19 protein-coding genes and 1 pseudogene are annotated in these 24,892 nt (G+C 61.5%); 12 read left to right on the top strand and 8 right to left on the bottom strand.

All coding sequences use genetic code 11. From position 1 onward, the window contains the following. Positions 1–90: 90 nt before the first annotated feature. Complete coding sequence (locus BBI10_RS26055) at positions 91–1,311, bottom strand: hypothetical protein (RefSeq protein WP_065993090.1); 1,221 nt, start codon at positions 1,309–1,311, stop codon at positions 91–93. Then, positions 1,302–3,629, bottom strand: coding sequence for a hypothetical protein (locus BBI10_RS26060; RefSeq protein WP_065993092.1), 2,328 nt, complete (start codon positions 3,627–3,629; stop codon positions 1,302–1,304). Before BBI10_RS26060 ends, BBI10_RS26055 begins: the two co-directional genes overlap by 10 nt. A 530-nt stretch (positions 3,630–4,159) precedes the next feature. Here BBI10_RS26060 and BBI10_RS26065 point away from each other — a divergent pair. Beyond that, a pseudogene (locus tag BBI10_RS26065) lies at positions 4,160–5,016 on the top strand (class II aldolase/adducin family protein). Between the two features lie 37 nt (positions 5,017–5,053). On the opposite strand, the gene BBI10_RS26070 reads toward BBI10_RS26065, so the two are convergent. The 4 genes from BBI10_RS26070 to BBI10_RS26085 form a co-directional block, all read right to left on the bottom strand. Continuing rightward, positions 5,054–6,142 (bottom strand): LLM class flavin-dependent oxidoreductase, encoded by a 1,089-nt coding sequence (locus BBI10_RS26070; RefSeq protein WP_065993094.1) that lies wholly within the window; start codon positions 6,140–6,142, stop codon positions 5,054–5,056. A 763-nt stretch (positions 6,143–6,905) separates the two neighbouring features. After that, positions 6,906–7,316 carry a PA2817 family protein gene (locus tag BBI10_RS26075; protein WP_065993096.1) on the bottom strand — a complete coding sequence of 137 codons (411 nt, stop codon included), beginning with the start codon at positions 7,314–7,316 and terminating at the stop codon, positions 6,906–6,908. 64 nt (positions 7,317–7,380) lie between these two features. Further along, positions 7,381–7,584 (bottom strand): hypothetical protein, encoded by a 204-nt coding sequence (locus BBI10_RS26080; protein WP_065993098.1) that lies wholly within the window; start codon positions 7,582–7,584, stop codon positions 7,381–7,383. Between the two features lie 199 nt (positions 7,585–7,783). Beyond that, complete coding sequence (locus BBI10_RS26085; protein WP_065993100.1) at positions 7,784–10,228, bottom strand: acyl-CoA dehydrogenase; 2,445 nt, start codon at positions 10,226–10,228, stop codon at positions 7,784–7,786. 213 nt (positions 10,229–10,441) lie between these two features. Between BBI10_RS26085 and BBI10_RS26090 the strand changes: the two genes are divergently transcribed. The 3 genes from BBI10_RS26090 to BBI10_RS26100 all read left to right on the top strand — a co-directional run bounded on the left by BBI10_RS26090 (position 10,442) and on the right by BBI10_RS26100 (position 13,003). Beyond that, positions 10,442–11,065, top strand: a complete 624-nt coding sequence (locus tag BBI10_RS26090; RefSeq protein ID WP_065993255.1) for a glutathione S-transferase family protein — start codon at positions 10,442–10,444, stop codon at positions 11,063–11,065. Between the two features lie 229 nt (positions 11,066–11,294). After that, on the top strand, positions 11,295–12,227 hold the full coding sequence (locus tag BBI10_RS26095) for an ABC transporter ATP-binding protein (protein WP_065993102.1): 933 nt from the start codon (positions 11,295–11,297) through the stop codon (positions 12,225–12,227). Next, the gene (locus BBI10_RS26100) at positions 12,224–13,003 is read left to right on the top strand and encodes an ABC transporter permease (protein WP_065993104.1); all 780 of its coding nucleotides are present in this window, start codon (positions 12,224–12,226) and stop codon (positions 13,001–13,003) included. The genes BBI10_RS26095 and BBI10_RS26100 overlap by 4 nt, the downstream gene beginning before the upstream one ends. 126 nt (positions 13,004–13,129) lie before the next feature. Here BBI10_RS26100 and BBI10_RS26105 read toward each other — a convergent pair whose 3' ends face one another. After that, positions 13,130–13,651: a DUF2062 domain-containing protein gene (locus BBI10_RS26105; RefSeq protein ID WP_065993106.1), complete on the bottom strand. Its 522-nt coding sequence runs from the start codon at positions 13,649–13,651 to the stop codon at positions 13,130–13,132. 153 nt (positions 13,652–13,804) lie between these two features. Between BBI10_RS26105 and BBI10_RS26110 the strand changes: the two genes are divergently transcribed. The 8 genes from BBI10_RS26110 to BBI10_RS26145 all read left to right on the top strand — a co-directional run bounded on the left by BBI10_RS26110 (position 13,805) and on the right by BBI10_RS26145 (position 20,889). Continuing rightward, positions 13,805–16,021 carry a DNA internalization-related competence protein ComEC/Rec2 gene (locus BBI10_RS26110; RefSeq protein WP_065993108.1) on the top strand — a complete coding sequence of 739 codons (2,217 nt, stop codon included), beginning with the start codon at positions 13,805–13,807 and terminating at the stop codon, positions 16,019–16,021. Positions 16,022–16,105: 84 nt separating this feature from the next. Further along, positions 16,106–16,780 (top strand): MotA/TolQ/ExbB proton channel family protein, encoded by a 675-nt coding sequence (locus tag BBI10_RS26115; protein WP_065993110.1) that lies wholly within the window; start codon positions 16,106–16,108, stop codon positions 16,778–16,780. Next, positions 16,777–17,208 carry an ExbD/TolR family protein gene (locus tag BBI10_RS26120; protein ID WP_065993112.1) on the top strand — a complete coding sequence of 144 codons (432 nt, stop codon included), beginning with the start codon at positions 16,777–16,779 and terminating at the stop codon, positions 17,206–17,208. Before BBI10_RS26115 ends, BBI10_RS26120 begins: the two co-directional genes overlap by 4 nt. Beyond that, on the top strand, positions 17,208–18,203 hold the full coding sequence (lpxK, locus tag BBI10_RS26125; protein WP_065993114.1) for a tetraacyldisaccharide 4'-kinase: 996 nt from the start codon (positions 17,208–17,210) through the stop codon (positions 18,201–18,203). Before BBI10_RS26120 ends, lpxK begins: the two co-directional genes overlap by 1 nt. 17 nt (positions 18,204–18,220) lie before the next feature. Further along, a complete protein-coding gene (locus BBI10_RS26130; RefSeq protein ID WP_003174668.1) occupies positions 18,221–18,406 on the top strand; it encodes a Trm112 family protein in 186 nt (61 codons plus the stop codon). Continuing rightward, positions 18,403–19,167: a 3-deoxy-manno-octulosonate cytidylyltransferase gene (gene kdsB / locus BBI10_RS26135; RefSeq protein WP_065993115.1), complete on the top strand. Its 765-nt coding sequence runs from the start codon at positions 18,403–18,405 to the stop codon at positions 19,165–19,167. The genes BBI10_RS26130 and kdsB overlap by 4 nt, the downstream gene beginning before the upstream one ends. A 46-nt stretch (positions 19,168–19,213) precedes the next feature. After that, the gene (gene murB, locus BBI10_RS26140) at positions 19,214–20,233 is read left to right on the top strand and encodes a UDP-N-acetylmuramate dehydrogenase (protein ID WP_065993116.1); all 1,020 of its coding nucleotides are present in this window, start codon (positions 19,214–19,216) and stop codon (positions 20,231–20,233) included. A 59-nt stretch (positions 20,234–20,292) separates the two neighbouring features. Continuing rightward, on the top strand, positions 20,293–20,889 hold the full coding sequence (locus BBI10_RS26145) for a nucleotidyltransferase family protein (protein ID WP_065993117.1): 597 nt from the start codon (positions 20,293–20,295) through the stop codon (positions 20,887–20,889). Between the two features lie 100 nt (positions 20,890–20,989). Here the strand turns inward: BBI10_RS26145 and rne are convergent, their stop codons facing one another. Next, entirely contained in the window at positions 20,990–24,328 is a 3,339-nt protein-coding gene (rne, locus tag BBI10_RS26150; RefSeq protein WP_432213770.1) for a ribonuclease E, read from the bottom strand. Positions 24,329–24,892 lie beyond the last annotated feature (564 nt).

Consider the following 24,892-nt stretch of genomic DNA (forward strand, 5'->3'; position numbering starts at 1 on the left):
AACAACGATGCGCCGCCCCTTGCCCTAAATACTCGCCACAACAACCAGCCTGAAACAACCGCTGCAATACTTAAAAACATGCCGTTCTCCTTACCTTGCCCGAGCCTGCCATGCTTGGATTTCTCCGGCCAGCGGCGAGGTCATATCAGGCCACTGCACATCTTCGGTCAGGTACAGCGGGGCATCAGACGGACGCTCAACGCGTTCGCAGAATATGTGGCGAGTGGCGTACTTGACGGAAGCCGCGTGCGGGGCAGTCTGCAGGAACTGCTGTGGCTGACGTCCGGCCACCAGCCATTCGACCATGGCGGAGGGCGCATCTAGGCAATCGTACAGTTGCGGATAACAGGCTATCAGACGACTCTGAGCGGCCGGGTCGCTGACGGTTTCGATTCGCTGCCAACCGACTTCGGTGCGCACGATACCGATTGCAATGCAGTCGTCGGGCGTCTGCAGGTCGGTGCCGAGGGCATTCAGGCACTGCAGCAAGTCCTGGTAATAACGCTCGACCGGTGGCCGGTTCTGCTTGCCCTTGACCTGCTCGACGGTCAAGGTGCCGTCGGCCTGAACGATCAGGCTGATGGTGATGTGTGGCTGGCCCTGGCTGTCGCGAAAACTGAACACGCGCATGCGCCGCTGCTCCAGCGCTTCTGCGTAGCGCTCGCCGTAGCCGCCGGTCAAGGCACGACGATCAGCGAACTGGCCCAGGCAGTGGCGCATCACGTAGCTTTCAAAGGCCATTTCCGCGCGCAGCGAGGGGCTCTCGGCGCGCAGCTCCTGTAATACGTGCTCAGCGGTGGTCACCCGAGCGAGCAATGCCTCGGGGGCGCTCTTGCGCCAGCCTAGCTCGACCCGCTCCGCCATTTGCGCATGTTCTTTTTGCCACAGCGCCAGCGCCTGCGGGCAGTTGATGCGGTCGAGCTTACCGGCCAGCGCCGTGCCTTGGCGAGAGGTCAGGAACTCCACCAGCAAGGCCTCTTGAGCCAGCAGTGGCGCTTGATGCGGATCGACCCAAACCAGCGGCGGGGGTGTCTGCTGCGAATTTTTGCCGGCGTCGCTCAAATGCCTTGGCACCCATGAGGGCGGCTCGGAGCCCAGTGCTTCGGCAGCCTGCTCCAGGGTCAGGATCCGCCGCGCGGGTTCGAAATTGCCGACCAGATGACGGTAATAATGATTGAGCAACCATTTGCCCACCTCTGGCGCATCACCGCGGGCCTTGCTGCGTTCAGCAATCCCGCGCTTGAGCTGATCAGCATTGAGTGCGTTGCGCGAGGCGTAACCGGATTGTCGCGCTTGCGGTTTCACCGCCATATCTGCCACCAGGTCTTGCAGTCCGGTTTTCCAGCAGCCTCCAGCTCGGCGATGCTCTGGCGGAAAATTTCGATATTGTGCTGGTCGGCCGCGTTGTTCGGGTCACTTTGCAGGATGGAGCGCTGGTAATACGCCAAAGCTTCTTCCTTGCGGCCAAGCCCTTCAAGTACTTCTCCGGCGCAGCCCAGGAGGGATGCCTCGTCGCGTTCGTTAATGTGCGGTGCGTAGCGCAGCCACAAGCTGGTGGCCGCCTCCGGCAGACTGAACGACAAGTACAAGGCGATTTTCGTCCTTACGAACAGCTCCGAGTACTCCAAATCTTGGTCGCATACGCCGCGCTCTTCCTGCCATTGGAGAATACGCTCCAGCCAGATCAATATTTCACGGTTGCGGTCCAGGCGGTGCAGGGCACGGGTGACACCCAGCAGGTATTCTTCAGGGTCGTGGCGGCTGTAGCCATAGTCGGCTGCGTAGTGCCAAAGGCGTTCGGCAGCGTCGGCGATGCCCTCGTTGTCCTCCAGCAGAATTCGGTTTTCGAGGATGCCCTGATAATGTTCTGCGAACGAGCTGGCGGCGATGCCTCGGGAATGCAGCTCAATGGCCTGCTCATACATGCGTTGGTCGTTGTAGCGCCGGTAGTTATTTGCCAAGTTGTTGCACAGCATTGAGTACAGGTGCGCACAGGCATCGAAGCGGTGCCCGCGGCCGCTAGAGAAACATTGCTCCATTCGAGCCTGGCCGTGTTCGTAGGCAGCCTTTTGTACTTGGCTCAGCAGCGCCCAGGCGTGGTCTGCCTCATCGCTCGAGAGTTGCTCGACGTGCGTTTCGACCAGACCCTCGGTGTGGACCGCAAACCGGTAGTAGTACATACCACCGGCCAGTGGAGGTAAAGGTTGGCGCAGGGCATTGATAATGCCGAACACACTCGCGTGGGCGCTAAGCAGGCTGAAGGCGCTGCGGTTGTCCTGCATATTGCCGGCGGGGACTGCCTCGCGGAGCATGGCAAGTTCAGTGTTGGCGTCGATTCGACCGGCAATGCGTTCCCGCACCGCCAACAGGCGATTGATCCACGGGTGGTTTGGCGAGCGGCGCCTGGCTTCAGCAAGGGCCTCGGTGAAGACGTTGTCGAGCTGCCCAAGCTCGTGGCCTTTGGCATGCATGGCATCAAGCAGCGGCCCGAAGGTCGGCATCGACTCGTCACGCGACGGCAGGCCGGAAATGAACCGCTCCAGCACCGCTTGATCGTCACAGGCACGCATCACGCACAACGGCCACCATGCGGATGCATCCTCGGCATCGAGCAGGCGATCGTGTACCCAAGCAGGCGTGCCCGGCCACATTTCGTCGCGCATTTCATAAATTTCCACGAACGCACGTTGCCCGGCCTCTTCGATCTGGCCGTCCTCAAGCAGCCAAGGCAAATGGAAATCAACGAAGTTGTCACCGCCGTCGGCCCCTAAGCTCAGCGTCGCCACTTCACAGATTTTCAACGCCCCTGCCAGGTCGCCTTGGGCGTGCAGTGACCGGGCGGCCAAACGCGCCAGCCGCACTTCATATTCCCGACGTTGGGGCAGTGCCAACTCTGCGGTCAGTCGCATCACAGGTTGCTCAAACATCGCCAGGCGCAACGGTACGATTTCGATCAGCGAATCGCCCAGCCACAGCCAGTCGTTAACGTCGACATCCTGATCTTCTTTGGCTGTGCGCAAAGCGGCAACTGCCGATAGCGCGGTTTCACGCGCCTCTTCGTTACGGTCATGGACGGCCAGTACCCTGGCCCGGCGCCGGTATTGATCGGCATCGTCCCAAGCCCGCAAAGTGTGACGGCAGGGGGTGATCAGTGACAGGGTGTGGCTCACTTCGATGGCCCGGAGCGCCACATCGAGCGTTGTGTGCTGCAGATCTTCGAAGATGTGGTGGCGCCAGTACCGCTCGATGTCGAACGGCAGCGGTTCCTTGGTCAGTTGCTGCAGGCTGTCCAACGCCTGCAGCAGGCCCTGCTCGTCTTTCAAATAGTTGCCTAGTCGCAGTTGGTAGAGCAGCAGGTTGAATTTGAGTTCGTTGCGCGCATCGTCAGGCGTAACCTCGATCAAAGCTTGGCCGTCGTCGGTAAGCACCGCTCTGGCTGCTTCAGCGTCACCGGCGTTAACCCACAAAACGTGCAGACGGGTGATCGATTCCAGCGAGATCGCCTTCAGCGGCTGTGCGCGCAACTGGCCCAGTAAAAAGTCGGCGCCGTGTTCTTGATGCTCGACCTCAACACGGTCCATAAATTGATCCAGCGGGATGCCGGACAGCACGGTGCTGTTTTGCGTCATTGTTAACTCCATTTGCTAATGACCGTGCATCGCCATATGCATAACGCGCAGCGTCCTTGAGTAGGGGGCGGCGAGTCCCCGAATCGGAAACGATGACGAAAGGGGAGCGGGCGATACCGCGAGGCGCGGCACGCTACCAGTGGAGGTTTGAAAAACCAAGACTTGGGCGGGGCGGAGTCCTGTAGTTGCGGAGCAATCAGCGGGTAGACGCTGTGCATCGCACTTGAGGCGGCATCGCCTGCAAATGGCTGCTTCTGGGCGATTGCTGCTGCTGGACTCCACCGGTATGAGACGATTTAGACACGGTTGAAAGCGGGGCGGAGAACTGTCAGTAAATATTGCGGTAGGCAGTCTGATGGCACTAATGCAGCTGATAGGTCTAATTGTCAGCCGACTCCGCCTGATGAAAAGCTCAGCCAGATAATAAAAAAACTAATAATTATCTTATAAGAAAATGTGATTTCTAAATGGTTTGCTCAGCGCATAGGCTGCCCCGATTACGTCTGAACCAGACCACCAGGGAGTCATGCATGAGCAACGTCAGTTCTTTACCCGTTCAGTCCGGCATCAGCACCGCCATCAACGCGGGCAGCGTGCGTGACCGGGTCAGCCCGGGAGAATGGGAGGTGCGGGTGAAACTGGTGGCTGCTTACCGGATCGCCGCCCTGAAACGCTGGACCGACCACATCTACACGCACTTTTCCGCGCGGGTGCCGGGGCCTGACGAGCACTTCCTGATCAACGCCTTTGGCTTGCTGTTCGATGAGATCAAGGCGTCCAATCTGGTGAAAGTCGACATTGACGGCGCTATTGTCGATGACTCGACCGGCCTGGGCATCAACAACGCCGGCTACGTAATCCACAGCGCCATCCATGCAGCGCGGCCTGATTTACAGGCGGTGCTGCACACCCACACTCGCGACGGGATTGCCTTCTCTACGCAGAAGAACGGTGTTGCTGATCTCCCAGCATTCCCTCGGGTTCTCCGGGCGCGTGGCGTACCACGGTTACGAAGGCATCGCGCAGGACCTCGGCGAGCGTGAACGCTTGGTGGCGGACCTGGGCGACAAGAGCGTGATGATCCTGCGCAACCACGGTCTGCTCACGGCGGGGGTGAGTGTCGAGCACGGATTTCAACAGCTGCACAACCTCGAATATGCCTGCAACATACAGACAGATTGCCGCGCAGGCCGCGGGCAATGCCGAATTGATCTTCCCGCCTGAAGAAGTGGTGAAGAGGGTGGAAGAACAGGCCAAAGTCCTGAAAAGCGGCACCGGCCCGGGCGTGACACGGCACTGGAACGCGCTGATCCGCGAACTGGATCGGCACGGGACCGATTATCAGGCGTGTTACCTAATCCTGGCGCGCCGTTACGCGGCGCGCTAGGCATGGGATGTCGATGTACCCCCAGCGCAGGCGGCGATTACGCCACTTTTTCGTTCTTGTCCTGCTCACGCCGGGCGACCAGTTCGCGCGTCAGCGGGATCAGCTTTTTGCCGTAATCGACCGCATCTTCCAGCGGATCAAAACCTCGAATCAGGAACGTCGTGATCCCCAGGTCGTAATAATCCAGCAGCGCCTCGGCCACTTGCTCTGCGGTACCCACCAACGAGGTGGAGTTGCCTTTCGCGCCGAGCAGCCCGGCAATGCCGGTCCACAAGCGTTTGTCCAGACGCGCACCTTGGGCCGCTGCTTCCAGCAAACGCCGCGAGCCTTCATTCGGCGGCTCATGTCGCTCGACCCCTGACGCCTGGGCCAAGGCCTTAGCCCGTTCAAGAATAGTGTCCGCACGCGCCCAGGCCTGTTCCTCCGTCTCCGCCAGAATGGGCCGCAACGACAAACTGAAACGTACTGTCCGGCCGTGTTTTGCGGCTTCGGCCCGCACTTGCTTGACGATGTCTCTTACTTGCTCGTAGGTCTCGCCCCACAGGGCATAGACATCGGCATGCTTACCGGCGACTTCCAGCGCAGCCTGAGAGGCACCCCCGAAATACAGCGGAATGTGAGGCTGCTGCGGCGACTTGACCAACGAATGAGCGCCCTCGAACCGGTAGTAATCACCCTGATGATCGAACGGCTTGTCGGCCGTCCATTCCTGGCGCACCACGCCGAGGTACTCGTCCGTGCGGGCGTAACGCTCATCCTTGCCAATGAAACTGCCGTCAGCGCGCAGCTCCTGATCGTCCCCGCCGGTAATGATGTGCACCGCAATACGCCCGCCAGTGAACACATCCAGCGTAGCGAATTGCCGAGCGGCGACGGTGGGGGAAATAAAGCCCGGACGATGGGCCACGAGAAACTTCAACGTACGCGTAACACTCGCCGCATAAGACGCCACGAACGCACTGTCCGGGCTGTTGGAATGGTAGGCAACCAGTGCCCGATCAAACCCCGCCTCTTCATGGGCTCGGGCGACTTTCTCCACGTACTCAGGCTGAACGGCCGGCCCGCTGCGGGGATGAATTTCCGATCCGGGCTGGGTAGCGATATAACCGATGAACTCGACGCTCATGACAACTCCTTGCACTGATGGGCAAACCGACGCGAGAGGACACGCGGGAGCAAGTCAGCAACATAGGGGCAAGCGGAGGGTCTGTGAAATTCGATTTGGCGCTAAGCTAATTATAAAAAAAATGCATTTAGCGGATCGGTAAGATCAGGGAATCTTTTATAAAGTGGAAGTATTACTGCCAGTTCAGAGTGACGCGTAGCGCCAAGGGATGCATTCCCACGCAGAGCGTGGGAACGATCAATTTGCGGCACCCGCACTGGCCTCTTCCCGGCTAAAGCCGGTCCTACAAAATGAGCGCAGTCAGTAGGACCGGCGACGCTCCCTGTAGGACCGGCTTTAGCCGGGAAGCCGTTGATCTGCTCCACGCTTTGATCTTCATACATAAATATCCCAGACACCGCTGAACGCGACTTGGGTGCAGGCCGAACGCAGACGACGCGCAGTGGGCCGAGCGGCATGGATGCCGCGAGAGCGCCGTCAGGACATGGATGTCCGTTCGGCGCGGGCCCACGGAGCGTCGTCGGAGTGAGGGAACCCGACGAAGTCGGGCCAAACCGAGAGCAGGCACTTTTGGTTACTTTTAGTGCTTTTTAAAAGTAACTCGCCGAAGGCGAAACAGAGGCCGTTAGGCTGACGCCTTTGATCTTGGCGTCATAAGCCACGCCGCATGACGACCGGGGACAGATTAATTTACGGTGAAGCGCTGTAAATAAATCAGTCCCCTCGATGGTCCCCTCAATGCTTCCCTCAATGCTAGATCAGATCAATGCTTGGACTCAGACTGCGACATCGCCAACAACTGCTTCTCCTGATTCCAGTCGAACGGCTCCTCGTTCTCCATCGCCTCAAACCGACGCTCCTCCAGCGCCGTATACAAATCAATCTCATCGTCCGGCATGAAATGCAGACAATCGCCGGCGAAAAACCACAACAAATCCCGCGGCACCAAATGCGCAATCTGCGGATAACGCTGAATCACCTGACACAACAAATCCTGCCCCAGATACTGACTCTCGATCGGATCAGCCGGCAACAGCGTCAGCAACTCATCGTAACGCTCCAGAAACAGCGCATGACTTTCCTCGGGGACCTGCTCGGCCTCTCCCAGCGCGACCAGGATGCCGCGCAAATGCAACAGCTGATTCATGATGTGGTCGAGATTGGCGTCGGCCATGATGAAGCCCTCAGAGACAAAAACAGGCGCGGGAGTATAGATCCCCCCGCCGCCTGCGGCTATCTCAATGCCACAACCCGGCCAGATACCGATGGCCTGCCTCAGTGAGGGCCAGGTGGGCAAAAGTGCGGTCGGGACTGGGCATACGGGTGACGAAGCCCATCATCAGAAGGGTTTGCAAGGTTTGTGTCGGCTTACCGCTGGAAAGATCCTCCCCCGAGGCAATTTCAGAGAGCAGGCAGCGATGGGTCAGGCGTTGGTCAATCATGGTGCGTCCCCTTGGGTTTTTCTTGTTGTTACCAAGGAGTGTAGGACAATTCGCCAGAGCGGTGTATGTAGACGTAAGTCGCGGGCTGCGATTTGTAGGAAGCGATCCGCTTGCCTGGGAATGACGGCGCGTCAGCCAACGGTATGTTGCTGACCCGCCGCGATCGCGAGCAAGCTCACGCCTACAGGGTACGCTGTGGTTAGCGTGTTTTGCCTTCGGTGGCGACCAGCGCTTCCTTATCAAAATCATCCACGTCGATCACTTTGCGGCGTGCCGCCTCTGCCGCACGCAGGGTCTGCGCTTCCGCCGCCTGCAGCACGCCCGCATTGAGCGCGGCGTCGATCAGATGCTCACCCCCCACCGGCTTGACCTGACCGCTTTTCACCGCGTGATGGAGTTTGCTGCGGATAGCCTTGGCGCCGCTGAGCATGTCGCTCGCGTGCTGCAATGCGCCGACCGGATCTTCTGCGTCAGTCGGGCGATAGCAACCGGCCAGCACTGATTCCAACGCCGGATCGCCTTTGGCGCGGCCAAGGATTTCCGCGACCTGGGCATCGAGCCTGTCCGAAGGCCCTTTGTGACGACGGCCGAACGGGAACACGATCACTCGCAGCAATCCACCGAGAATGCGGTTCGGGAAATTGCTCAGCAGCTCATCCAGCGCGCGCTCCGACTCACCCAGCGCTTCTTCCATGGACCAGCAAAACAGCGGCGCCAGCGCTTCAGGGTAATCCAGATCGTGGTAACGCTTGAGGGCGGCGGACGCCAGGTACATGTGGCTCAGCACATCGCCCAGCCGCGCCGACAGACGCTCGCGGCGTTTCAGCTCGCCGCCCAGCAACATCATGCTCAGATCAGCCAGCATCGCGAACGCCGCCGCCTGACGGTTCAGCGCGCGGAAATAACCTTGACTCAGCCGGTCGCCCGGCACGCTTTCGAAATGCCCAAGGCCCAGGTTCAACACCAGCGTACTGGCCGCGTTACGCACGGCGAAACCAATGTGTTGCATCAGCAGGCCGTCGAATTCCACCACCACCCGGTCATGATCCTGACGACCGGCGAGGGCCATTTCCTTCAGCACGAACGGATGGCAACGAATGGCGCCCTGACCAAAGATCATCAAGTTGCGCGACAGAATGTTCGCGCCTTCCACGGTGATGAAGATCGGCGCGCCTTGCCACGAGCGACCCAGGTAATTGTTCGGGCCCATGATGATGCCCTTGCCGCCATGCACATCCATGGCGTGGGTGATGCACTCACGGCCGCGCTCGGTCAGGTGGTATTTCAGAATCGCCGAGAGCACCGAAGGCTTCTCGCCCAGGTCCACCGCATTGGCGGTCAGGATGCGCGCGCTGTCCATCAGCCAGGCGTTGCCGCCGATGCGCGCGAGGGATTCCTGAATCCCTTCGAACGCTGCCAACGGTACGTTGAACTGCTCGCGCACCTGGGTGTACTGGCCGGTGACCAGGCTGGTGAACTTCGCAGCGCCGGTACCGACTGCAGGCAGAGAAATCGAACGCCCGACCGACAGGCAATTCATCAGCATCATCCAGCCTTTGCCGAGCATGGCCTGGCCGCCGATCAAGTACTCCAGCGGAATGAACACGTCCTTGCCCGAGTTCGGGCCGTTCATGAACGCCGCGCCCAGTGGCACATGACGACGACCGATTTCCACACCGGCGGTGTCGGTTGGAATCAGCGCCAGGCTGATGCCCAGGTCTGTTTCGTCACCGAGCAGATGCTCAGGGTCGTAGACCTTGAAGGCGAGGCCGAGCAGGGTGGCGACAGGGCCCAGGGTGATGTAGCGCTTTTCCCAGTTCAGGCGCAGGCCGATGACTTCCTCACCTTCCCACTGGCCCTTGCAGATGATCCCGGTGTCGGGCATCGCCCCTGCGTCGGAGCCGGCCAGCGGTCCGGTCAGGGCGAAGCACGGGATCTCGTCGCCTCGGGCCAGGCGTGGCAAGTAGTGATTCCGCTGCTCGTCGGTGCCGTAATGCAGCAGGAGCTCTGCCGGGCCCAGTGAATTGGGCACCATCACGGTGGAGGCCAGATCGCCGCTGCGGGTCGCCAGCTTCATCGCCACTTGCGAGTGGGCGTAGGCCGAGAAGCCTTTGCCGCCGTATTCCTTGGGAATGATCAGCGCGAAGAAGCCATGTTCTTTTATATGCGCCCAGGCTTGCGGCGGCAGGTCCATGGCCTGACCGATTTCCCAGTCGCTGACCATGGCACAGAGTTCTTCGGTCGGGCCGTCAAGGAAGGCCTGCTCTTCGTCGGTCAGTTTGCTCTTTGGGTAGCTGAGCAGCGTGTTCCAGTCTGGACGGCCGCTGAACAGCTCGCCATCCCACCACACCGTGCCAGCGTCAATGGCGTCGCGCTCGGTGGCGGACATCGGCGGCAGCACTTTCTGAAACCACGAGAACATCGGCGCACTGAAGTGCTTGCGGCGCAGGTCCGGCAACGCCAGCAGCAACGCGACGCCCAGCCACAACACCCATGGAATGACCATCCAGCCATGGGCATGGCTGAACGCGCCCATTGCCAGCAGGTACACCGCGACGATGCCCAGGGCCGGGAAGGGTGCAACCCTGCGATGGGCCAGCCAGGCCACGCCAACCACCAACACTACGATCCACAGCAACAACATAAATAGCCCTCCATGATGACGGCGCGATAAGCGCAACCGGCTGCGCAGTCGACCGCTCTGGCCCGCGCATCGATAGTGACCCCGTGCTACCAACGGAGTTCGGGGGCTGGCCGATGCGCAGGAAGTTGTGGCTTGAACACCCGCATCCCGGAGTAGACTGTGGCCCGCCGCAAACGCCACTCATCGCTCGTTGACCACACGGAGAATGACAACATGTTGAAGATCTGGGGCCGCAAGAACTCGTCCAATGTGCGCAAGGCATTGTGGATCGCCGAGGAACTGGGGCTCGATTACGAGTCGCTGAATGCCGGCGGCGCTTTCGGTATCAACGATCAGCCCGAGTACCTGGCGAAGAACCCCAACGGCGTGGTGCCGATGATCGAAGACGGCGAGTTCGTGCTGTGGGAATCCAACACCATCGTTCGCTATCTGGCGGCGCAATACGCGCCTGACTCGTCTCTGTATCCCGACAGCCCCAAGCTACGTGCCCAGGCTGAGAAATGGATGGACTGGACCACCTCGACGCTGGCCGGTCCTTTCCGTCCGGTCTTCTGGGGCGTATTGCGTACCCCCGCCGAGCAGCAGGACTGGACGCAGATCAATGCGGCTAAAGCCGAAGTCGAGCGCCTGCTGGCCATCGTCGATGCAGCCCTGGCGCATCAGCCGTATCTTTCGGGCGATGAATTCGGCGTGGGCGACATCCCCCTCGGCTGCTTCGCTTATCCCTGGTTCGAAATGCCGATTGAACGTCGCGAGCTGCCCCACCTCAAAGCCTGGTACGAACGTTTGCAACAGCGTCCGGCGTATCGAAAGGCCGTCATGACCGCGCTGACCTGAGTTCAGCCCGTGTCGAGTTAATACTGACTATCAATCGATGTCGCTGTACTTGGGCGGCATCGGGACGCAACATTGCGGCCACTGCATTTGAAGTGATGTGTTGCGCCTGACATTCCGGCTGCGCGGCGCCGTCAATGTCAGCGCCCCCTGTGATCGGCCATATCGGCCCGGCAACTGCACGTTCGTATTCGTTTATCTTCCTTTTCATTTTATTGGTGTGTGTTCAGTCATGAGTTCAGCTCTGTCCATCCGGCAGCTAACCAAGACCTACGGCAACGGTTTCCAGGCCCTCAAGGGCATTGATCTGGACGTCGCCGAGGGTGATTTCTTCGCATTGCTCGGCCCCAATGGCGCCGGCAAATCCACCACCATCGGGATCATGTCGACGCTGGTCAACAAAACCAGCGGCACCGTGAACATCTTCGGCCACGACCTTGATCGCAACCCGGCGCAGCTCAAGCGCTCGATCGGCGTGGTGCCGCAGGAATTCAATTTTAATCAGTTCGAGAAGACCTTCGACATTGTCGTGACCCAGGCGGGCTACTACGGCATTCCGCCGAAGATCGCCAAGGAACGCGCCGAGCAGTACCTGACCCAGCTGGGTTTGTGGGACAAGCGCGACTCGCCGTCACGTTCGTTGTCCGGCGGCATGAAGCGCCGTCTGATGATCGCTCGCGCGTTGATCCACGAGCCGCGTCTGTTGATCCTCGACGAGCCTACTGCGGGCGTTGATATCGAGCTGCGCCGTTCGATGTGGACTTTCCTCACCGAGCTGAACGAGAAGGGCATCACCATCATCCTCACTACGCATTACCTGGAGGAGGCTGAGCAGCTGTGCCGCAACATCGGCATCATCGACCACGGCACGATCATCGAAAACACCAGCATGAAGACGCTGCTCAACAAGCTGCACGTCGAGACCTTCCTGCTGGACCTTCGCGACCCGCTGCAGGCCGCGCCTCAGCTCAATGGCTACCCGGTGAAGCGGGTGGATAACCAGACACTTGAGGTGCAGGTCGACAAGACCATCGGCATCACGTCGCTGTTTAGCCAGCTGTCGCTGCAGAACATTCAGGTGTTGAGCCTGCGCAATAAAACCAATCGCCTTGAGGAGCTGTTCGTGGGTCTGGTCGAGAAGAATCTGGCGAAGGTGGCGATATGAGCTCGGAGCTGCGCCCCAACCTGATCGCCCTGAACACCATCGTTTATCGTGAGGTCCGGCGCTTCATGCGGATCTGGCCACAGACCCTGCTGCCGCCGGCGATCACCATGGTTCTGTACTTCGTGATCTTCGGCAACCTGATCGGCCGGCAGATCGGCGACATGGGTGGCTTCACCTACATGCAGTACATCGTGCCCGGGCTGATCATGATGTCGGTGATCACCAACTCCTACGGCAACGTGGTCTCGAGCTTCTTCGGCGCCAAGTTCCAGCGTTCGGTTGAAGAGTTGATGGTTTCGCCGGTGTCGCCCCACACCATCCTGATCGGTTACACCATCGGCGGCGTACTGCGCGGGCTGGCGGTGGGGGTGATTGTCACGATGCTGTCGATGTTTTTCACCGATTTGCAGGTGCATCACCTGGGGATCACGATCATTGTGGTGCTGCTGACCGCGACGATTTTCTCCCTGCTGGGCTTCATCAACGCCGTCTTTGCGCGCAATTTCGATGATATTTCCATCATCCCGACATTTGTGCTGACGCCGTTGACCTATCTGGGCGGGGTGTTCTACTCGATCAACCTGCTGCCGCCGTTCTGGCAGACCGTGTCGCTTGCCAACCCGGTGCTGCACATGGTCAACGCCTTCCGCTTCGGCATTCTCGGTGTGTCGGACATCAAGATCAGCATTGCCCTGGCGTTCATGGTCGTCGCGACCATCGTGCTGTACCTGGGCTGCGCGCGGCTGCTGGTGAGCGGACGCGGGATGCGTCAGTAACGGATTTCAGAACGATCGTTCCCACGCTCCGCGTGGTAATGCCTCCCCAAACGCTCTGCGTTGACTGTAACGCGGAGCGTCAAACGGGCCATTACCACGCGGAGCGTGGGAACGATCATGCATTTTCTACACAGACTTATGCCGCCTCTGACGCGCCTTCCACTGCCGCCCCACCCACCAGCGCCAATACGCCATCGTCCCGAAATACCCCGCCACGCCCAGCACAATCCCTGCCACTACCGATCCCAGCAAAAACGGCTGCCACAAGGTCGACAGCTGTCCGCTGATCCAGTCCCAGCTCAGTTCGTCCGGGAAATGCCGCGGCGGCAAGCCCATCAACAGCGCGCCGATTTTATAGGTGCAATAGAACACCGGCGGCATCGTCAGCGGGTTGGTCAGCCAGCAGAGACTGACAGCGATCGGCATGTTGGCACGCACCCAGATCGCCAGCACAGCGGCCAGCAGCATCTGCAACGGCATCGGCATCAAGGCGGCGAACAGCCCGATCCCCATTGCGCGCGCCACGGAGTGTCGATTGAGGTGCCAGAGGTTGGGGTCGTGCAGAAGGGCGCCAAGAAAGCGTAAGGATTTGTGTTCCCGGATGCTGTTCGGATCGGGCATGTACCGCTTGATCAGGTGGCGTGGCATACGGGAATCCGGCGAGGTGGGCGGGAAATTCGGGGAAGTATGCACGGATAGTCGCAAACGCAAATTCAGACTTTGTGACAATTAATAAACGCGAGGGCCGGGGCATCAGCTAAGCCATGGAAGTCGATTTCGCCCGCAGACAAGGAAAGCCTCATGCGCACAGGGATGCTCGCGCTTGCACTCGGATTGCTGACGTTGCGTTTTTTGCCCGCATTGCCGCCTGTCTGGTTGCTGCTGATGATGCCCGTGGTCGCGCTGATGCTGCTGCCGTTTCGCACCTACCCGCTGGCGTTTTACCTGTTCGGCCTGACATGGGCCTGTGTGTCGGCCTCGTCCGCGCTGGACGATCGGCTGGCCGAGCGCCTCGACGGGCAGACACTCTGGCTGGAAGGACGCGTCGTCGGCCTGCCCCAGACCCTCGACGGCGTGGTGCGGTTTCAGCTGGAGGATCCGGTTTCACGGCGCGCGCGGCTGCCGGAGCAGATCCGCGTTGGCTGGTACGGCGGTCCGCCGATCAGCAGCGGCGAGCGCTGGCGTCTGGCCGTCAAACTCAAGCGGCCGGGCGGGCTGGTCAATCCCGGCGCGTTTGATTACCAGGCGTGGCTGATGGCCCAGCGTATTGGCGCCACCGGCACCGTGGTGGACGGCCAGCTGCTTGAGCCGGCGCGGGACAACTGGCGCGACGGGATTCGCCAGCGCCTGCTGAGTGTGGATGCCCAGGGCCGACAGGGCGGTCTGGCCGCCTTGGTGCTGGGGGACGATTCAGGACTGAGCGCCGCCGACTGGCAGGTCCTGCAGGACACCGGCACCGTTCACCTATTGGTCATTTCCGGGACGCACATCGGCTTACTCGCCGGTTTGCTTTACGGCCTCGTCGCAGGACTGGCTCGATGGGGGGTATGGCCGCCGTTTCTGCCCTGGCTGCCCTCGGCCTGCATCGCGGCGTTCGCGGGGGCGCTGGCGTACGGCGTGCTGGCAGGCTTTGAAGTGCCGGTCCAGCGGGCCGTCATCATGCTGGGTCTGGTGCTGCTGTGGCGTCTGCGCTTCCGTCATCTGGGCACCACGTGGCCGCTGTTGCTGGCGCTGAACCTGGTGCTGATCGCCGAGCCGCTCATCACGCTACGCCCCGGCTTTTGGCTGTCGTTCCTGGCGGTGGGTATCTTGATGCTCATTTTCAGCGGGCGACTCGGGCGGTGGAGCTGGTTGCAGAGCTGGACCCGCGCACAATGGCTGATCGCGTTGGGCCTGTTGCCGGTGCTGCTGGCGCTGAGCCTGCCGGTGAGCGTGAGCGGCCCGGTCGTCAATCTGCTCGCGGTGCCGTGGGTGAGCGTGCTGATTTTGCCCCTGGCGTTGATTGGTACGCTGCTGCTGGCGATTCCGCCACTGGGGGAAAGCCTGCTGTGGCTGGCAGGCGGCGCAATGGACGGCCTGTTTCGCTGGCTGACGTTCATGGCCGGTCTCGCCCCCGCCTGGACCGGTCCGCAGGTGCCGATGTGGGTCTGGCCGGTGAGCCTGCTCGGCGCTTTGCTGCTGTTGCTGCCCAAAGGCCTGCCGATGCGCCCGTTGGGCTGGCCGTTGCTGTTGCTGTGCCTCTTCCCGCCGCAGAAAACCGTGCCCGTCGGGCAAGTCGACGTGCTGCAGCTGGACGTGGGGCAGGGCCTCGCCATTTTACTGCGCACCCGCGACCACGCATTGCTGTATGACGCGGGGCCGCGCTTCGGTGATTTCGATATCGGCGAGCGCGTGGTATTGCCAGCCATTCGGCGCGCCGGAATCAGACAGCTTGATACGCTGCTGCTCAGTCATGCCGATTCCGACCATGCCGGTGGTGCTGCCGCCGTTCGCAAAGGCCTGCCGGTTGCACGTGTGCTGACGGGTGACGTAGGGCGCATGCCTGCCGAGTTGTCGGCCGAGTCCTGTCGTAACGGGGAAACATGGACGTGGGATGAAGTCATTTTCTCCACCTGGATATGGGAGCAAGCCGCCGAAGGCAACCAGGCCTCCTGCGTGCTGAGCGTCGAGGCCAATGGCGAGCGGCTGTTGCTCACCGGAGATATCGACGTGGCGGCAGAACGCGCGATGCTCGACGACGGCTTCGACGTCAGCGCCCACTGGCTTCAGTCCCCTCACCACGGCAGCCGCAGTTCTTCGTCACGGGCGTTTCTGCGCGCGGTGGGTGCACGCGGTGTGCTGATTTCCCGAGGCCGCAATAATGCGTTCGGTCATCCCCATCCGGTGGTGATGTCGCGTTACGCGTGGTCCGCCATGGAGGTTCACGACAGTGCCGTGCTGGGTGCCATCACCTTGCAACTGGGCGCCTACGAAGACGCCCGGGCTGAACGCAGGACACGACGCTTCTGGCGTGACTGAAAGGGAGGGTTATTCATCGACACGTTCGGCGAGGCGCTGACGCTATGTTAGAGTGGCGCCACTTTTTTTCAGGGGGTGGTCGCTGTGTGGGAGCTGGTCAAATCAGGTGGCTGGATGATGCTACCGATCATTTTGAGTTCCATTGCCGCCGTCGGAATCATCATTGAACGCCTCTGGACCCTGCGCGCGAGCCGCATCACGCCGCCGCATTTGCTCGGTCAGGTGTGGCGCTGGATTCAGGACAAACAGCTGAGCGCCGAAAAGCTCAAGGAGCTGCGCGCCGACTCGCCGCTGGGTGAAATCCTCGCCGCCGGTCTGGCCAATTCCCGCCATGGTCGCGAGATCATGAAGGAGTGCATCGAGGAAGCCGCGGCCCGGGTCATTCACGAGATGGAACGCTATCTGGCAACACTCGGCACCATCGCTGCCATGGCGCCGTTGCTGGGTCTGCTGGGGACGGTACTCGGCATGATCGACATCTTCAGCTCGTTCACCAGCAGCGGCATGACCGGTAACGCCGGTATGCTCGCCAGCGGTATCTCCAAGGCGCTGATCTGTACGGCCTCGGGCCTGACCGTTGCGATTCCCGCCATCTTCTTTCACCGCTATCTGCAAAGCCGCGTCGATGAGCTGGTGGTCGGCATGGAACAGGAAGCCATCAAGCTGGTGGAAGTCGTGCAGGGCGATCGTGACGTCGACCTCACCGACGCCAAGCCGGACCTCAAGGCTGCCGCGCGTGGCGAGGGCAAGAAGAAGTGAAATTCCGCCGTCGCAAGCCCAGGGAGACCATCGACATCAATCTGGTGTCGCTGATCGACGTGGTGTTCATCCTGCTGCTGTTCTTCGTCGTGACCACTACGTTCACCCGGGAAACTCAGCTGCGCGTCGACCTGCCCCAGGCGGTGACCGGCGCTTCAGCCGATGACGTCGACAAAAAGCACCTCGACATCACCATCAACGCCGATGGCGTTTATTCGGTGAACAACACGCTGCTGGGCGACAGCAAGCTGGAAACCCTCATCGATGCCCTGCAAAAGGAATCCGAGGGCGACACCAGTCTGCCGCTGTCGATCAGCGCTGACGGCAAGACCCCCCATCAGGCGGTGATTACCGCCATGGACGCCGCCGGCAAACTCGGTTTCGCTCATTTGCGCATGACCACGGTCGAGGCCGCATCGGCTAACTGATGGCATTCACCGACCGACTGCTCGACGCCTGGTACAACGGCCATCCGGCGCTGGTGCTGCTGCGCCCGCTCGAATGCCTGTACCGGCGCGTGGTGAACCGCAAACGCGCGCGTTTTCTCGCCGGGCAGGGCAGCATTTATAAAGCGCCTGTTCCGGTCGTGGTCGTCGGCAATATCACCATTGGCGGCACCGGCAAGACGCCGCTGATTCTGTGGATGATCGACCATTGCCGGGCGCGCGGACTGCGCGTCGGTGTGGTCAGTCGCGGTTACGGCGCCAAACCGCCGAGCCTGCCTTGGCGCGTACGGCCGCAACAAGCTGCCGAGCATGCGGGCGATGAACCGCTGCTGATCGTCAACCGCACCGGCGTGCCATTGATGATCGACCCAGACCGCTCGCAGGCCGTGCGCGCCTTGCTGGCTGAACAGCCCCTCGATCTCATTCTCTCGGACGACGGCCTGCAGCACTATCGCCTGAACCGCGACCTCGAACTGGTGCTGATCGATGCCGTCCGCGGCCTTGGCAATCGCCGCTGCCTGCCGGCGGGCCCGTTGCGCGAACCGGTCGAGCGGCTGCAAAGCGTGGATGCGCTGCTGTACAACGGCGCGGGCTCCGAACGCGAAGACGGCTTCGGGTTTCAACTCAAGCCCTCGGCGCTGGTCAACCTGGTCAGCGGTGAACGCCGGCCGGTCGATCATTTCCCGCCGGGGCAGCAGGTCCACGCGGTGGCCGGTATCGGTAATCCGCAACGTTTCTTCAACACCCTCGAAGGACTACACTGGCGGCCTGTTCCACATGCGTTCGCCGACCACGCCGTGTTCAGCGCCCAGGCCCTGTCGTTTACCCCGGCATTGCCCGTGGTCATGACCGAGAAGGACGCCGTCAAATGCGCGTCCTTTGCCGCGTCGGACTGGTGGTACCTGGCCGTGGAAGCGGTGCCTTCGCCGGCGTTCGTCAGTTGGTTCGATTCGCAGTTAACCCGTCTTTTGCCATGACTCGCTCAGGATCTCTTATGGACACCAAATTGCTCGACATTCTTGCCTGCCCGATCTGCAAGGGTCCGCTCAAGCTCAGCGCCGACAAAACCGAGCTGATCAGCAAAGGCGCCGGCCTTGCCTACCCGATCCGCGACGGCATCCCGGTGATGCTGGAGAGCGAAGCGCGCACCCTCACCACCGACGAGCGTCTGGACAAATGACCGCAGCGTTTACCGTTGTCATTCCGGCGCGCTATGGGTCGAGTCGCTTTCCCGGCAAGCCGCTGAAAACCATCGCCGGCAAGCCGATGATCCAGCACGTCTGGGAACAGGCGCGCAAAAGCAGCGCAGAGCGTGTCGTGGTTGCCACTGACGATCAGCGCATCGTCGAGGCCTGCCAGGCGTTCGGCGCCGAAGTACTGATGACACGCGACGACCACAATTCCGGGACCGATCGCCTGGCTGAAGTCGCCGCCCAGCTGGGTCTGGCCGACGACGCCATCGTGGTCAACGTCCAGGGCGACGAACCGATGATCCCGCCGGCCGTGATCGATCAGGTTGCCGACAACCTCGCCGCACACCCTGAAGCGCGCATGTCGACCCTCGCCGAGCCGATCGAGGACGTGGCATCGCTGTTCAATCCCAACGTGGTCAAGGTCTGCTCGGACCTTAGTGGCCTGGCCCTTACCTTCAGCCGCGCGCCGCTGCCCTGGGCTCGCGATGCGCTGGCGAAGTCCCGCGACGTACTGCCGGAAGGCGTGCCGTACCGCCGTCACATCGGCATCTATGCCTACCGCGCCGGGTTCCTCCACGATTTCGTCAGCTGGGGTCCTTGCTGGCTGGAAAACACCGAAAACCTGGAGCAATTGCGTGCGCTCTGGCATGGCGTGCGCATCCATGTGGCGGACGCCCTTGAAGCGCCACCGGCCGGCGTCGACACCGCTGAAGACCTGGAACGCGTTCGTCGTCTGCTGGAGGTGTGATGAGCATGGGTCTGGCCGTTCTTCCACTGTTTTCGCGGATGCACCCATGACGCTGAATGTACAGCACGACGTGCCACTCGAGCCCTACAACACGTTCGGCGTGGCGGTGCGCGCCCGGCGATTTGCCGAGGCGTTCAGCGACGACGACGTGCGCGAGGCCTTGGCGTATTCGTCTGGCCACGACGTGCCGCTGATGGTCATCGGCGGCGGCAGTAACTTGCTGCTGACCCGTGATGTCGACGCCCTCGTGTTGCGCATGGCCAACCGTGGCATCCGCATCACCCATGAGGACTGCGGCGGCGCCATTGTTGAAGCGGAGGCGGGCGAGCCCTGGCATCCTTTCGTGCTGGACACCCTCGCCAAGGGGCTGGCCGGGCTGGAAAACCTCAGCCTGATCCCCGGCACCGTCGGCGCTGCACCGATGCAAAACATCGGCGCTTACGGCGTTGAGCTCAAGGATGTTTTCCACAGCCTGACCGCGATGGATCGACACAGCGGCGAGCTGCGGGAATTTACCCTGGCTGACTGCGAATTCGGTTATCGAGACAGCCTGTTCAAGCGTCAGCCAAACCGTTGGCTGATCCTGCGGGTTCGCTTCAAGCTCAGCTATTCTGCGAGTCTGCATCTGGACTACGGTCCGGTGCGGCAGCGGCTGGAAGAGCAGGGCATCAAAGAACCTTCGCCGATGCACGTGAGTCGGGCGATCTGCGCCATTCGCAGCGAAAAACTGCCGGACCCCGCGACGCTGGGCAATGCGGGGAGCTTCTTCAAGAACCCGCTGGTGTCCGCTGAGCAGGTTGCCGTGATCAAACTCACGCACCCTGGCGTGGTCGGCTACCCTCAGGCCGATGGCCAAGTAAAGCTGGCTGCCGGCTGGTTGATCGAGCAGGCGGGCTGGAAAGGCTTTCGTGACGGCGACGCCGGCGTCCATGCGTTGCAGTCGCTGGTGCTGGTCAACTATGGCGAAGCATCCGGCGGACAGTTGCTCGGCCTCGCGCAGCGGATTCAGGCGGACATTCTGGAGCGCTTCGGTGTTGCGCTGGAAATGGAACCCAACCTTTATTGACCGGCTGCGTCGTCTTCCGGTCTGAGCGCCACTTCGCCTGTACTCAGTGAGGGTTGAGCATGAGTGAAACCCTGTGTGCCATCGTGCTGGCAGCGGGTCTCGGCAGCCGCTACCGAGCGGTTGCCGGTCAGCACCGCAACAAGCTGCTGGCGCAATGCCTCGGGCGTGACGGCACGGAGCGTTCGGTGCTGGAGCAGGTGCTGGTCAACGTCAGCGCCCTTGCCGATAAAACCGTCCTGCTGACCCGAGCCGATTACTGCAGTGTGGCCGAGTTGGGCCTGCGCCATGGCTATGAAGTGGTGGTGCTGGATTCCCCCGGCATGGGCGACAGCATCGCCGCTGCCGTTTCCGCCGAGCCCGCCCATCGCGGCTGGCTGATTGCCTTGGGCGACATGCCCTTCATTCATGCTGACACACTCGAACGCGTGGCCCGCTCGGTGGAAGACGGCGCCATCAGCGTGCCGGTCCATGCCGGACAGTATGGGCATCCCGTCGCCTTTGGTCGTGCGTTCGGGCCAGCGCTCATGGCACTGGCCGGGGAGAAGGGCGCCAAGCGGCTTTTCCAGGGTGCGCGCATCAAGGAAATCGAGGTCGACGACCCGGGTGTGTTATGGGATGTGGACGTGCCTGCGGCGTTGACCTTTCAACCGCGGTGATCTCAACCCGGCCGAACCGCCCTCCATGCCGCGGTCCTGACCGTCAAGCACAAAAAAGCCCCACCTGCTCACACAGGTGGGGCTTTTTGGTCACGGCCGATTAAACGAGCGGTTTAGGCTCATCCGAGGCTTGCGCCTCTTTCTGCTGACGCTCGGCTTCCAGACGACGGCGGCGCACTTCACGAGGATCGTTCGGTGCACGGCCATTGCTGGCAACCGGCAGCGCAGGCGCCTCTTCAGCGACAGGTTCTGCAACCGGCGCCTGAGGAGGTTCGACCGCCACTGGCGCGGCGACGATCTCCGGTGCCGCGGTCTGAGCAGCTGCTTCGACAGCTGGCGCAATGACCGGTTCAGCGACCACTGGCTGCTGAGCAACGGGCTCGACGGCTTTCGGCGCTTCGATTGCCGGCGCCTTGGCGTGCTCTGGCTCTGCGGCCTGAGCCGGTTCAGTAATCTGAACAAGCTCAGGTGCCTTGGCAGGCTCGGCAGCCTGAACAGGCTCAGCCGCTTTGACAGGCTCAACGACGTGAACCGGCTCAGCGACGGCTACCTCAACCGCCTCATGCTCCAGCGCAGGAGTTGGCATAAACGCAGGGGCTTCCACAACCGCTGGCGCTTCAACAGCGACCGGGATCTCGGCACTGGCTGGCGCGTCGGTCGACTCGGCTTCAGCGGCTGCTTTCACCTGACGCTCGAACGGGCTCAACGAGGCGTCGAAGGTTGCCACTTCCACTTCCGGCATCACCGAACGCTTGGCTTCAGGCGCAGGGGTTTCGACAACCGGCGCTTCAGGCGCTGCTTCGGAGACCTGAGCGACAGGTGCCGCTTCAGTTGCGCTGGCTTCAACGGGCGTGTTCGCACGTTCAGCCTGGCGGTGGGCATCGGCTTCGGCGGTGGCGCTGATGACGCGCTCCGCTACAGCAGCAACGCTTGCACTGGCGGCAACGTTGCCACGGTCAGCGTTCGCGTGCACTTCGTCACGGGATTCATGACCCGGCTCGCTGCCTTCGCCGTGGAGTGCTTCAGAACCTTCCGAACCCTCAACGCCTTCGCTGCCTTCGATTTCATTACCGTTGGCATCACGTTGACGCTCGCGACGGTTGCTGCGACGACGCTGACCGCGTGAACGACGACGAGGGCGATCGCCTTCGGCGTGCTCCTGGTTGTCATCCTGTTGCTCTTCGGTGGTCAGCAGGGTTTCGTCTTCGGCAGCCACTGCAGCCTGCTCGTTCCGTGGTTGACGCTCTTCACGGGGTGCACGCGGCTGACGCTCTTCACGCGGGGCGCGCTCAGGGCGTTCTTCGCGGGGCAGGTTGACAGCCGGTGCGGCGTCGATCGGCTCACGCAGTTCACGCACACGCTCTTCACGCGGCTTGCGGTCTTCACGCCCGGCACGTGGCTGACGCTCTTCGCGAGGAGCACGGGCTGCACGCTCTTCGCGCGGTGCAGTGGTTTCGTCACGGGCTTCACGCGGCTCGCGCGCTGCACGCTCTTCACGAGGCGCGCGCTCCTCACGTGGGGCACGTTCTTCACGGGGTGCGCGTTCTTCGCGATCGGCACGCGGCGCACGTTCTTCACGCGGCTTGCGTTCTTCGTCACGACGGCCGTTACGGCTGCGGCTCTGCTGACGGCCGTTACGGCGCTCGTCGTTGCGCGCAGGGCGCTCGGCAGCCGGTTTTTCGACCACGGCGGCAGGCGCAGGAGCAGGCTCTTCCTTGGAAGCGAACAGGCTGACCAGCGATTTCACAAGACCCTTGAACAGGCTTGGCTCATGGGCGACCGGTGCAGGCGCAGCGGCAACCGGCGCAGCGGCTTCAACCGGAACCGGTGCGTTGGCGCGGGCCGGTGCGGTTTTGACTGCGGCTTCCTGGCGAACCAGGGTGCGGGTAGCGGCGGCAGGCGGTGCAACTTCTTCCACTTCAGCAGCAGCGGCAGCGATTTCATAGCTGGTCTGCAGGCTGTGCGCTTCCGGACTGTCATCACGCAGACGCTGCACTTCGAAGTGCGGAGTTTCGAGATGATCGTTCGGCAGAATGATGATGCGCGCGCGGGTGCGCAGTTCGATCTTGGTGATCGAGTTGCGCTTTTCGTTGAGCAGGAACGCAGCGACCGGGATCGGCACTTGAGCGCGCACTTCGGCAGTGCGATCCTTCAGCGCTTCTTCTTCGATCAGGCGCAGGATGGCCAGCGACAGCGATTCAACGTCACGGATGATGCCGGTACCGTTGCAGCGCGGGCAGACAATGCCGCTGCTCTCGCCCAGGGAGGGGCGCAGACGCTGACGGGACATTTCCAGCAGGCCGAAGCGCGAGATGCGACCGACCTGAACGCGGGCACGATCGGCCTCCAGGCTTTCACGGACCTTTTCTTCCACGGCGCGCTGGTTCTTGGCCGGGGTCATGTCGATGAAGTCGATGACGATCAGGCCGCCGATGTCACGCAGACGCAGTTGACGGGCGATTTCCTCAGCCGCTTCAAGGTTGGTCTGCAGGGCGGTCTCTTCGATGTCGCTGCCTTTGGTGGCGCGCGCCGAGTTGATGTCGATGGACACCAGGGCTTCGGTTGGATCGATGACGATGGACCCACCGGAAGGCAGTTCGACGACGCGCTGGAAGGCGGTTTCGATCTGGCTTTCGATCTGGAAACGGTTGAACAGCGGAACGCTGTCTTCGTAGAGCTTGATCTTGCTGGCGTACTGCGGCATCACCTGACGGATGAACGTCAGCGCTTCTTCCTGGGCTTCGACGCTGTCGATCAGCACTTCGCCGATGTCCTGGCGCAGATAGTCGCGGATGGCGCGGATGATGACGTTGCTTTCCTGATAGATCAGGAACGGCGCGGAGCGGTCGAGGGAAGCCTCTTTGATCGCGGTCCACAGCTGCAGCAGGTAATCGAGGTCCCACTGCATTTCTTCGCTGCTGCGGCCAAGGCCGGCAGTACGAACGATCAGACCCATGTCGGCAGGGGCGATCAGGCCGTTCAGCGCTTCACGCAGTTCGTTGCGCTCTTCGCCTTCGATACGACGGGAAATGCCGCCGGCGCGCGGGTTGTTCGGCATCAGGACCAGGTAACGGCCTGCGAGGCTGATGAACGTGGTCAGGGCTGCGCCCTTGTTGCCACGTTCTTCTTTCTCGACCTGAACGATGACTTCCTGGCCTTCGCTCAGGACGTCCTTGATGTTGACGCGGCCTTCAGGCGACTTCTTGAAGTATTCGCGGGAGATTTCTTTCAGCGGCAGAAAGCCGTGACGCTCGGAGCCGAAGTCGACAAACGCGGCTTCAAGGCTGGGTTCGATACGCGTGATCCGGCCTTTATAGATGTTGGCCTTCTTCTGTTCGCGGGCCCCGGATTCGATGTCCAGGTCGTAGAGGCGCTGGCCGTCTACCAGCGCAACACGCAACTCTTCGGGTTGAGTTGCGTTAATCAGCATTCTTTTCATGTAGTACCGTCGGTTTCCGGGCTGCCGGAAACGGCGTTCGGCACACACGACTTCTCACGGTCGGTGTCAGGGCACGTCAGGAGTGCTTGAACACTCCAGTGTCTAACGAGGTTCGGCCAGCGGGGCCGAGTCGCGACGACGTTCCTGCTTGCTGTGGTGACAAATGACACCCTGTCAGCAAAAGCTTTGTCAGGAGGAGGAATCAACCATCGGTAGCGGACGATATGAAGCGTCTTGAATAAAGCCTTGTGCTACACAGTCCGACGGTTGTGCGTCTCCACCCCACACGTATCCCTGATAATTCGGGTGCTGCCGCGCGCTGAATCCGCAGCGGGTTGCATTTATCGCAAGCTTCCATGGGAAGTTCGCGCGTCATGGCTCAAATAAGGCGTGGTTTCCGAAGCATTCGCCCGGTGCGACTGCCAGCGACTGCACTTTGTGAACTGGCCTTGAACGTGGGCCTCGATGGCGAGTGACTCACTCTGCGATCGGGCTTGTTTCAGGCCTCATGTCACCTGCGCTCGTTACGCTTGCATATCTTCCGTTGTCACCGAAAGCCCCGTA

Source organism: Pseudomonas graminis, from assembly GCF_001705435.1.
GTDB lineage: Bacteria > Pseudomonadota > Gammaproteobacteria > Pseudomonadales > Pseudomonadaceae > Aquipseudomonas > Aquipseudomonas graminis_B.